1 protein-coding gene is annotated in these 12,910 nt (G+C 42.3%); it reads left to right on the forward strand.

Annotation, left to right across the window (positions count from 1 at the left end; all coding sequences use genetic code 11):
* Positions 1-401 precede the first annotated feature (401 nt).
* On the forward strand, positions 402-12,908 hold the full coding sequence (locus NBT05_RS15640) for a PKD domain-containing protein (RefSeq protein ID WP_265770826.1): 12,507 nt from the start codon (positions 402-404) through the stop codon (positions 12,906-12,908).
* Positions 12,909-12,910 lie beyond the last annotated feature (2 nt).

Raw genomic sequence — 12,910 nt, forward strand, 5'->3', positions numbered from 1 at the left:
TACCATCATTTGAGGTGATATTTGTCAACCCCATAGGGAAGCAGTAAGATTTAATTTAGAAATCAGGATTTAGTTGGTAATTAATAACTTCAATCAATAGTTTTTTCAGTTCAGTGGCTAAAGTAGTACTACTGAAAAACGATTATAATTAGTCAATTTTATCCATCAATATTTGGATCTGTTTTTATCTTTTATTTTAAGATAGTAAAGGTGAAGCTAAACCTATTTTAGAAAAAAAAATCTTTTCCCATATTTTCCCTAAAAATAACTTACATTTACTCCTGTTAAAAAAAACTTAATTATTAATAAATCAACTCTTTATCTTTAAATATTGTTTTTAAACAGTTTTATTACGGGATAAACTTTTAGATTTTTTTTAGGCTAACTCAAAATATAAATACATGGTAAAAAATTACTTTCCCACACAACCTAAGCCAGTACTTAAAAAAAATAAACCTATCCTAAGCTTTGCATTAATAGCCATTTATATATTGACTTCATTAGCTGCATATTCGCAAAGTTGTACGATTAATGCCGGGTTAGATCAAATTATTTGTGGTAACGATCGCATGCAGTTACAAGGAGTTAGTCCGGATACGTATGCAGACGGTCCTACTTGGAGTCAGGTGTCCGGTCCATCCGTAATTATTAGTGATCCGAATATTGACGATCCGGAGATTACCGGTTTTGTCGCCGGAAATACCTATACGTTTAGATATGCGGCAACTTGTTTTAATGGAGATACTCCCTTTCAGGAAGTTTCTATTAGAGTAGAACCCGTGACTCAAGCAAGTGCGGGTGCAGATATAGCTTCTTGTCCGGATAATACCGGTGCTATCGTTATTTCCGGAAACTCTCCAGCTAATTCCGGTGAAACCGGTCTATGGACTATTGAAGGGGCAAATAACGCAGGAGTTACCATTAATTTGCCTAACTCGGCATCAACACCTATTACTTTAGCAGATAATGTTGCTGGTACCACACGCTTACGTTGGACCATCAGAGGGGCTAACTTTGCTCCCGGACGATTTTGCTCTTCTTTTGATGAATTAATTATTACCAATTATGGAGGTCAAAATCCGATAGAAGCCGGAAATAACCAAACCTTATCTAATTGCTATACGGTTAGTCAAAATACCAGATTAAACGGAAGCTTTGGTGGAAATAACTTAAACGGACAACAAGGCACCTGGATCTTTGTAAGTGGGCCTAGTAATCCTACTATCAGTAATATTAATAACGCTCGAACTCCAGTGTCAAATCTTATTGAAGGAACCTATACCCTTCGCTGGGAGGTTGTAGGGCCTTGTGCTATGGGTTTGGATACGGTTACTATTACCGTGCCCGAAGCAACACAGGATGTTACTCCTGCTTTTATTGAAAATGATAATGTAAGATTTTGTGATGCAGGAGCTACCGAAGTAACACTCGTAGGATCTACTCCTGACTTTACTAATGAAACTGTACAATGGACACAAATTGCAGGTCCAGCAGCTACTATAGAAAGTCCGACAAATAGCACCACCCGTATCACTGGTCTTTCCAATCCGAATAGTTACCAGTTTCAATATACTATAACAAATAATATTACCGGGTGTACTACTTCAGATACTGGCAGGGTTCGCTATGATGTCAATACGATTTTCATAAATGTAAACAATGGTAATAATATAGTAACAACTTGTGGTGAAACTTCAGCTAGCATCCCTTTTACGTTTACGGGTGGTAATCAAACCCAATTTCGAATTGTTTCAGGTCCCGATGATTCAGCTCTCAGTTTTCCGACTAACTATCAAACTATTTCCGGTAATTCGGTTACGGTAAATTCTTTTGACGCACCAGGTACTTATCGAATTAATTTTAGAAGAAGACGTACTGGAGACCAATTGACGAGTTGTGATGAAGCTAATGATGCTATTAATGTAACTATCTCCGCAGTTCCCAGTGGAGCTAATGGTGGTTCGGATCAATTTTTAAATTGTGGCTTGACAAACGCTAGTCTTGCCGGTAATGCTATAAATGATGGCGAACAATCTGTTTGGACCCAGGTTTCAGGGCCTAATACAGCTACTATTAGCGATATTTACGCCCAAGCCCCCTCTATTTCTAATATGATCCCGGGAACTTATATTTTTAGATATACGGTAACAGCAGGACCTTCCTGTACTCCCCCGGCCACAGCTGAAACAAGGGTAGAAGTTTCACCTACTTCGAATAACCCGGTTGAAGCTGGTCCGAATCGAACGGATATTTGTATCAATGCCCCCGTTCAATTAGATGCGGATCCTGGAACAGCAGCACAATTCGGTACTTGGTCCGGGCCTCCTGGTATTACCTTTAAAGATATAAATGACCCTAAAACCATCGCAACAGGTTTTATAGCTGGTACTACTACCTATACCTTAACTTGGACATTGGACAACAATAGTGATAGCGGTTGTACCCTGGCTCCGGCAAGCGATACCATGACCGTCACTACTAATAATTTTACTTCTCCAACTCCATCAGACGCAGGACCAGATCAATGTTTAAATACGGGAACTACAAGCGTTACGTTAGCAGGTAATGAACCTGGTACGAATGAGCAAGGGCAATGGACGGTTACTCCTACATCGGGAGTTACTTTTACAGATGATACTGCATTTAATGCCGTAGCGACAGTTCCCGGTGACGGTATTTATACGTTTACCTGGACAATCGGATATAACATGGCTCCTCCCGGAAATACATGTCCAGCTACCTCAGATAGTGTTGAAGTGGTCATTGCAGATACCGCAGCCGTAGTAGATGCAGGTCCCGATCAAAGCCTTTGTTTAGATCCGAATACGCTATCTTTTAATATGAATGCAGACCCTGCTCCAGCGGGAGGAATAGGAACCTGGAATTTAGTTTCCGGAAGTAGATTTTCCGTAGATGATGAAAATAGCCCCACGGCTACTTTTTCAAATCTTCTGGACGGTGTATACGTTTTTGAGTGGGTGATTACTTACGGAGATTGCCCGGCAGGTAGTACTCCTGATCAGGTGACTATAGAAGTTGGAATTCCACCTACACCTGCTAATATCCCTGCTGGTAACCAGGTTATTTGTAGCGATAACAATACAGTCATCACAGCCGATCCTTTACAAAACCCTAATACAGAGTTCGGCACCTGGGCACTGGTTTCCGGACCTAATTCCCCAAACATCAACGACCCTGGTTCAAACAGTATTAATGTCACTAATTTAATTACCGGTCTTTATACTTTTAGCTGGACGGTAACTTCTAATTCGCCTCTATGTCCGGTTTCTACTGCCACGGTAGACGTTGAAGTATTTGCTCCGGTTAGTGCCGGGCCTGATCAGGATTTATGCGAAGTGACTAGTGTTTTACTAGAAGCCTCTGCGGGTGCTACTGGTACCTGGACGCAAGTAGGTACCATTACAGATGCTGCGACTATAACCCAATCTCCTACCAATAGCAATACGGCAAATGCAACTGTTACCCCTGGGAATACCTATCTATTTGAATTTAACACGGATTATACAGGAAATGGAGCTACCTGTAATTCTTCGGATCAGGTAGAAATAGTGGTAAGTTCCGGTCCTAGCAGTCCGCCAATGTCCGGACCAGATCAAATACTATGTAACGGAGATACTACCCAAACGACATTAGCAGGAAATACGCCCCCGGGTGATCCAGGGTTGATGGCTACCTGGAGTTTTCTGGCAGCACCCACAGGAAGTGTGGCAAACATTACTACACCAACAGCTAATAATACAACGGTTACCGGTCTAAGTGTTCCGGGAGTTTATATTTTACAATGGAACTTTGCCACCGCTAATTGTTCAAGCGAAGCCGATATTATGCGTATGGAAGTCTTTGAGGCACCTACCCCCGTAGAAGCTGGACCGGATCAAACTAATGCTTGTCAACAGGATATTCAGTTAAATGCAACTACGCCTACCGCAGGTATCGGTACCTGGTCTTTTGCTAATCCCGGCGATGATCCGTCCGGAGGGACTATCGTAATTGACAGTCCTAATAATCCACAAACTACTTTATCAAACATTCCTAATGATATCGGAAACGACGGAGTAGCTGATGTATACCTACTTACCTGGACCGTTTCTACCGGACAAACTTTCCCTGATCTCAGTTCAGCGTGTAATCCACAATCAGATACGGTTGAGGTTACCTTTACCGGAACTCCTCCCACTCCTGCTGATGCAGGGCCGGATCAAAGCTTTTGTGATCGAACCCAAACTTTTATGGATGCCGTTGACCTAACAGAAGGCTCCGGAACCTGGACGCAAACAGCGGGTCCAATTGGCCCTACTATTGCTTCGCCAAACAATCCAAACACCCTTATTATTGATTTTGTACCGGGAATTTACGAATTTACCTGGACGGTGACCGGAGGCGGGTGTACAGATACTGATACCGTATCTATTGAAGTACAACAAGGTCCGGGAACTGCAAATGCAGGACCGGATCAAACTGTAAACGAATTTGAAACAATTCAGTTAAATGCAACTCCTGCGACGGCACCTACCACCGGAGAATGGACACAAATTTCTGGACCTAGCACCGCTAATTTTATTGATGCTTCCGCCCCAAATACTCAAGTTACCGGAACTGTGGCTGGAAGTTATATTTTTGAATGGACGCTTTCTAATGGTAGTTGTAGTGTTGTTTCAGATCAGGTAACTGTTAACATTCGTGCTATTGTAGATTTAGAACTGACCAAAACTGTTTTACCTACGGCAGCCAAAGCCGGAGAGACCGTAACCTTTACCATAGCAGTTTTTAATAATGATGCCATCAACAGTTCTAATGCTTCAGGGGTACAAGTCACAGATATTATTCCAAATGGTTATACACTAGTTCCTGGAACCGTTAGTAATTCAGGCTTATACAATGCCGGAAATCTTTCAGTAACCTGGAACAATCTTTCCATACCAAACGGAACCACCCTTAATTTGACTTTTGATGCGGAAATTAATGAAACCGGAACGTATATTAATACTGCCGAAATTACTGGTGGAAATGAATTTGATTCCGATTCTACTCCAAATAATAACAATACTTCCGAAGATGATCAGGATACGGCTGAAGTTACAGTGACTCCAAATGATAATCCGGTTGCCGTTAGGGATGAGGATTTAAATAATACCATCGGGGATAATGTTGAAATTTCTATCCTTACCAACGATACGGATGTTGATGGAACAATTGATCCGGCCTCGGTAAATTTAATAGTTCCGTCAGGAATTACCGGAATGCCAGATATTGATGGTGATATTATTGGTTTTGTTGTTTTTAATGAAGGTACCTGGGAATATAATGCGAATACAGGTGTACTTACTTTCTCTCCCGAACCTGGTTTTACTGGAAATCCAACCATTATCGAATATACGGTTCGGGATGATAGCGGAAATACTTCGAACCAAGCCGAAGTAGAAGTTACGTATACCGTAGCTCCTCCTATTGCTAACAACGATCAAAACTTAGACCCTTCCCCTATTGGTACTGCTACGGTATTAAACATTATAAACAACGATCAACTCCCTGACGGAAGTATTCCGAACCCTGATGATGTTGCTGTGGATCTTGACCCAGGTACAACTGGTGTTCAAACAAGCATAACAATTTCAGGGGAAGGTGCTTGGTCTTATAATGAAACTACCGGAGAAATCACCTTTACTCCGGATGCTGGGTTTACTACGGATCCTACTCCTCTTACCTATACCTTAATTGATTTGGATACCAATCAAACCGATACCGCGATCGTTACGGTAGTCTACGAAGTACCTCCGGTTGCAGTTAATGATTTCAGTACGGGAAATACTGTAGGAACCACTGTTTCCCTATCAATTATTGGTAATGATACGGATGCCGATGGTACGATTGACTCTTCAATGGTAAATTTGGTTGCGCCCACCGGAGCTACCAATATAGTTACCGACCTGGACGGGGATGTGATTGGATTTACCGTTCCTGACGAAGGAACCTGGTCGTACAATCAAGCTACCGGACAGCTGGAGTTTGATCCGATCAATGGCTTTACCGGAAACCCAACCGATATTACCTATACGGTACGGGATAATGATGGGAATGAATCTAATGTAGCGACCGTATCTGTAGGCTATGGTGTGGCAGCCCCGATTGCTAATAACGATACAAATTCTATCGCTACACCTATCGGAAACAATACTGATATTGCTGTTTTAAATAACGACACGTTAGCAGACGGAACTACACCTATGCCTTCGGATGTTGCTATTGATTTAGACACCGCTACCCCTGGAATCCAAACTACCTTTACTGCTCCCGGGGAAGGAACCTGGGACTACGATACCGGAACAGGGATTTTAACTTTCGACCCCTTACCTGCTTTTACCGGGAACCCAACACCAATTACCTACGAACTAACCGATTTAGACAACAATCAAACCGATACGGCTTTAATTACTATTACCTACCAGGTACCGCCCGTTGCTGTAAATGATTCTAATACCGGAAATACTGTAGGTTCAACTGTTTCCGTAGCGATTATTAGTAATGATACGGATGCTGATGGTAGCATTGACCCGGCAACGGTAGATTTGGTTGCTCCGGGAACTGCTACCAATATTATAACTGACCTGGATGGGGATGTGATTGGCTTTACCGTTCCTGGCGAAGGAACCTGGTCGTATAGCCAAGCCACCGGACAACTGGAATTTGACCCAATCAATGGCTTTACCGGTAATCCAACTGATGTAACTTATATCGTTAGGGATAATGATGGGAATGAATCTAATGTAGCGACCGTATCTGTAGGCTATGGTCCAGCCGCTCCAATTGCTAATGACGATACCAATACAACGGCTACATCTATTGGAACCAATACCGATGTGGCTATTTTAAACAATGATACCCTGGCTGACGGAACTACGCCTATGCCTTCGGATGTTACTATTGATTTGGACACCGCTACCCCTGGAATCCAAACTACCTTTATTGCTCCTGGAGAAGGAACCTGGGACTACGATACCGGAACCGGGGTTTTAACTTTTGACCCGGAACCTACTTTTACTGGGAACCCAACACCAATTACCTATGAACTAACGGATTTGGATAACAATCAAACCGATACGGCTTTAATTACTATTACCTACGAAGTGCCTCCGGTGGCAGGTAACGATTCCAGTACCGGAAATACCGTAGGTACCACTGTTTCTATAGCAATAATTAGCAATGATACGGATGCCGATGGTACGATTGACCCGGCAACGGTGGATTTGGTTGCTCCGGGAACTGCTACTAATATTATTACCGATCTTGATGGAGATGTGATTGGGTTTACTGTTCCTGGTGAAGGAACCTGGTCGTACAATCAAGCTACCGGACAGCTTGAATTTGATCCGATCAATGGTTTTACCGGAAACCCAACCGATATTACCTATACGGTACGGGATAATGATGGGAATGAATCTAATGTAGCGACCGTATCTGTAGGCTATGGTGTGGCAGCCCCGATTGCTAATAACGATACAAATTCTATCGCTACACCTATCGGAAACAATACTGATATTGCTATTTTAAACAACGACACGTTAGCGGACGGAAGTACACCTATACCTTCTGATGTTACTATTGATCTGGATTTGGGTACAACCGGAATCCAAACTACCTTTACCGCTCCTGGGGAAGGGACCTGGGACTACGATACCGGAACAGGGATTTTAACTTTTGACCCGGAACCTGCTTTCACCGGGAACCCAACACCAATCACCTACGAACTAACGGATTTGGACAATAACCAAACCGATACGGCTTTAGTTACAATTACCTACGAAGTGCCTCCAGTGGCAGTTAATGATTCCAGTACTGGGAATACTGTCGGTACCACTGTTTCCGTAGCGATTATTAGTAATGATACGGATACGGATGGTAGCATTGACCCGGCAACGGTAGATTTAGTTGCTCCGGGAACTGCTACCAATATTATAACCGACCTTGATGGAGATGTGATTGGCTTTACCGTTCCTGGCGAAGGAACCTGGTCGTACAATCAAGCTACCGGACAGCTGGAATTTGATCCCATCAATGGTTTTACCGGAAACCCAACGAATATAACTTACACCGTTAGGGATAATGATGGAAATACTTCAAATGTAGCGACCGTATCTGTAGGCTATGGTGCAGTCGCTCCAATTGCTAATGACGATACCAATACAACGGCTACACCTATCGGAGCTAATACGGATGTAACTATTTTAAACAACGACACGTTAGCAGACGGAACTACGCCTATGCCTTTGGATGTTACTATTGATCTGGATCCGGGTACAACCGGAATTCAAACTACTCTAAGCGTTGCTGGGGAAGGGACCTGGGACTACGATACCGGAACTGGGGTTTTAACTTTTGACCCGGAACCTACTTTTACTGGGAACCCAACACCAATTACCTATGAACTTACGGATTTGGACAATAACCAAACCGATACGGCTTTAGTTACAATTACCTACGAAGTGCCTCCGGTTGCGGGTAACGATTCCAGTACTGGAAATACCGTAGGTACCACTGTTTCCGTAGCGATTATTAGTAATGATACGGATGCCGATGGTATGATTGACCCGGCAACGGTAGATTTGGTTGCTCCGGGAACTGCTACCAATATTATAACCGACCTTGATGGAGATGTGATTGGCTTTACCGTTCCTGGCGAAGGAACCTGGTCGTATAGCCAAGCCACCGGACAACTGGAATTTGACCCAATCAATGGTTTTACCGGAAACCCAACCGATATTACCTATACAGTACGGGATAATGATGGGAATGAATCTAATGTAGCGACCGTATCTGTAGGCTATGGTCCAGCCGCTCCAATTGCTAATAACGATACAAATTCTATCGCTACACCTATCGGAACTAATACCGATATTACTATTTTAAACAATGACACCCTGGCTGACGGAACTACGCCTATGCCTTCGGATATTACTATTGATTTGGACACCGCTACCCCTGGAATCCAAGCTACCTTTATTGCTCCTGGGGAAGGGACCTGGGACTACGATACCGGAATAGGAATTTTAACTTTTGACCCGGAACCTGCTTTTACCGGGAACCCAACACCAATCACCTATGAACTAACGGATTTGGACAATAACCAAACCGATACGGCTTTAGTTACAATTACCTACGAAGTGCCTCCAGTTGCGGGTAACGATTCCAGTACTGGAAATACCGTAGGTACCACTGTTTCCCTAGTAATAATTAGCAATGATACGGATACGGATGGTACGATTGACCCGGCAACGGTAGATTTGGTTGCTCCGGGAACTGCTACCAATATTATAATTGACCTGGATGGGGATGTGATTGGGTTTAGCGTTCCTGGCGAAGGAACCTGGTCGTATAGCCAAGCTACCGGACAACTGGAATTTGACCCAATCAATGGCTTTACCGGAAACCCAACCGATATTAGCTATACGGTACGGGATAATGATGGGAATACTTCGAATGTAGCGACCGTTAATATCACCTATAATCTTAATGAACCTATTCCGGAAGATGACAATAGATTAAATAATATTACAAATACCTCCGTAAGCTTAGACATTTTATTAAATGACCGATTGGCTGACGGTAGTACTCCGCTTCCCTCCGATGTGTTTGTAAATTTGATAACACCGGGAAGCGTCACTACTTCTAATCCGGTAACCGGGGCGAATGGTACTACCATTGGGTTTACCGTTCAAAATGAAGGAATTTGGTTGTACAACGAGGTTTCAGGTAGTATTACTTTTACTCCGGAAACCGGTTTTACGGCTGATCCCACCCCTATTACTTACACGATTCAGGACAGTGATAACAATGCTATAAGTACAACTTCGGCTACGATCACTATTGATTATGATATACAAGCTCCTATTGCCCGAGATGATGAAAATTTAGGTAATACTCCGGGAAATACAGTGACTCTTTTACTGCTTACAAATGATAGTGATCCGGATGGAAGCTTAGATCCGGCAAGCGTGAATTTAGCTACGCCTGTCGGGGCTTCAACTATCCTAACCGATGCCGATGGAGACGTAATTGGTTTTGATGTTCCCGGAGAAGGAAGTTGGCTATATGATTTGAATACCGAAACGATAATTTTTAGTCCGCTCCCTGGCTTTATCACCCAACCTACACCTATAACTTATACAATAGATGACAACGACGGCAACCTCTCTAATAATGCAGAGATTAGGGTAGATTACCTGGATGTAGCTAATCTTTCACTTGTAAAATCAGTAGTCGATGGAGATCTTACTCCGCTCCCCGGTACCGAAATTACATTTAGAATTACAGTAACCAATGACGGACCGGATACTGCTACAGGGGTACAGGTAAGGGATCAGTTACCCACCGGATTTGATTTTGTATTATTTAGTTCGACTGCTGGTAGCTACGATGAAAATACAGGGATTTGGAATGTGGGAACGGTACCTTCCGGTAATTCGGAAGTGTTATTAATTGATGTTTTAGTTAATACAACTGGTAATTTTACAAATATTGCTGAAATAAGTGCTTCTGATGTTTTAGACTTAAATTCAACTCCAAATAATGACGATGGAGATCAAAGTGAAGATGATGAAGATGTAGTGACCATAACACCTGTTCAATCTCAAGCGGATTTATCTTTAGAAAAAACAGTAGTAGACGGAGATACTTCGCCTTTAGTAGGTACTGAAATTACTTTTAGAATTACAATAACTAACGACGGACCTCAAACCGCCACCGGGGTTCAGGTAAGAGATCAATTGCCATCGGGATTTGATTTTGTATTATTTAGTTCTACGGCGGGGAGTTATGATGAAAATACAGGGATTTGGAATGTAGGTACCGTTCCTTCAGGAAGCTCAGAAGTATTATTAATTGATGTTTTGGTTAACCCAACCGGAGATTATACGAATATTGCCGAAGTAAGTGCTTCCGATGTAATCGATAATGATAGTACTCCAGATAATGATGACGGAGATCAAAGTGAAGATGATGAGGATGCAGTGACCATAACACCTGTTCAATCTCAAGCGGATTTATCGTTAGAAAAAACAGTAGTAGACGGAGATACTTCGCCTTTAGTGGGTACTGAAATTACCTTTAGAATTACGGTAACTAACGATGGGCCTCAAACCGCAACCGGGGTTCAGGTAAGAGATCAATTACCTACCGGATTTGATTTTGTATTATTTAGTTCTACGGCGGGGAATTATGATGAAAATACAGGGATTTGGAATGTAGGTACCGTTCCTTCGGGTAGCTCAGAAGTATTATTAATTGATGTTTTGGTTAACCCAACCGGAGATTATACGAATATTGCCGAAGTAAGTGCTTCCGATGTAATCGATAATGATAGTACCCCAAATAATGATGACGGAGATCAAAGTGAAGATGATGAGGATAACCAAGTAATTACTCCGGTGCAGAGTTTTGCTGATATTTCACTTAACAAAGCAGTGGTAGATAATGATATCAACGTACAACCTGGAGATGAGATTACGTTTCAGGTAGTCGTAACCAACGATGGACCGGATCGGGCAACGGGTATTCAGGTCAGTGATGTATTACCTGTAGGTTTCGATTTTATCTTATTTAGTACTACCTCGGGTACTTATGATGAAAATACCGGAGTTTGGAATGTAGGAACGATTCCTTCAGGCTTTACCCAAACCTTATTGATTGATGTGCTGGTAAATAACCCTACCGGAACACCCGGTGAATTTATAAATGTAGCAGAAGTTACTGCTGGAGACCAAATTGACCCGGATAGTTCGGTTGCCAATGATGATGGAGATCAAAGTGAAGACGATGAGGACCGCATCCAGATATTTGTGGAACGGGCAGATTTAAGTTTAGAAAAATCGGTTAATACGAATACTCCGAACGTAGGCGAAACGGTTACTTTTACCCTTCAAATTAATAATGAAGGCCCGGATGCAGCGACAGGTGTTTCTGTAGAAGATACGTTACCCATTGGGTTTAACCAGGTAAGTGTGGTAAGTAACGCCGGAACTTATGAAGCAGCCGAAAATAAAGTGGTTTGGAACAATCTAACGATACCGGTAGGCGGACTTAGCTTAACTTTTGAAACCATCGTACAGGAGCCTACTTTGGCTGAAGATGAATATGTGAATGTCGCCCAAATAACGGGAAGTAACCAGTTTGACCCGGATAGTAGTCCGGCTAATGATAACGGAGACCAAAGTGAAGATGACGAAGACAATGCGTTTATCCAAACTCCGGGCATCGACATTGAAGTTACAAAAGAAGTAAGTAATGCTAACCCATCTATTGGCGATGAGATTTTATTTACTATTACCGCAATCAACACCGGAACTCTGGCAGCAACAAATGTACGTATTGAAGATCGGTTACCGACCGGATATCGATACCTTACTCATGAAACTACCTCCGGGACGTATAATGAAAACACCGGGATATGGGAAGTTCCTTCGGTAAGTAATTCCGGTTCGGAAATCCTAACCGTAAGTGTTGAAGTTTTAGATATTGATGATTATGTGAATATTGCTACTTTACTAGACCTGGATCAGATTGACGGAGACCCAACTAATGATAGCGACGAAATTACGATTACTACTATTTGTCTAAATGTATATAATGAATTTACTCCTAATAATGATGGTACCAATGATTTCTTTTATATCGATTGTATTGAGCGGTTTCCCGGGAATAAACTAATTATCTACAATCGATGGGGTAATATCGTTTACCAAAAGCAGAATTACGATAATTCCTGGCAGGGTACTTCAAATGGCAGGGCTGTTATTTATACTGAAGAACAACTTCCCGTAGGAACTTACTACTACACATTAGATTTAAATGACGGTAACGACCCGAAATCAGGATGGATATACTTAAACCGATAATA

The organism is Aquimarina sp. ERC-38 (assembly GCF_026222555.1).
Taxonomy (GTDB): domain Bacteria; phylum Bacteroidota; class Bacteroidia; order Flavobacteriales; family Flavobacteriaceae; genus Aquimarina.

Coding starts and splice junctions, on each gene's coding strand:
- NBT05_RS15640 (WP_265770826.1), top strand. CDS start 402: ATGGTAAAAAATTACTTTCCCACACAACCTAAGCCAGTACTTAAAAAA.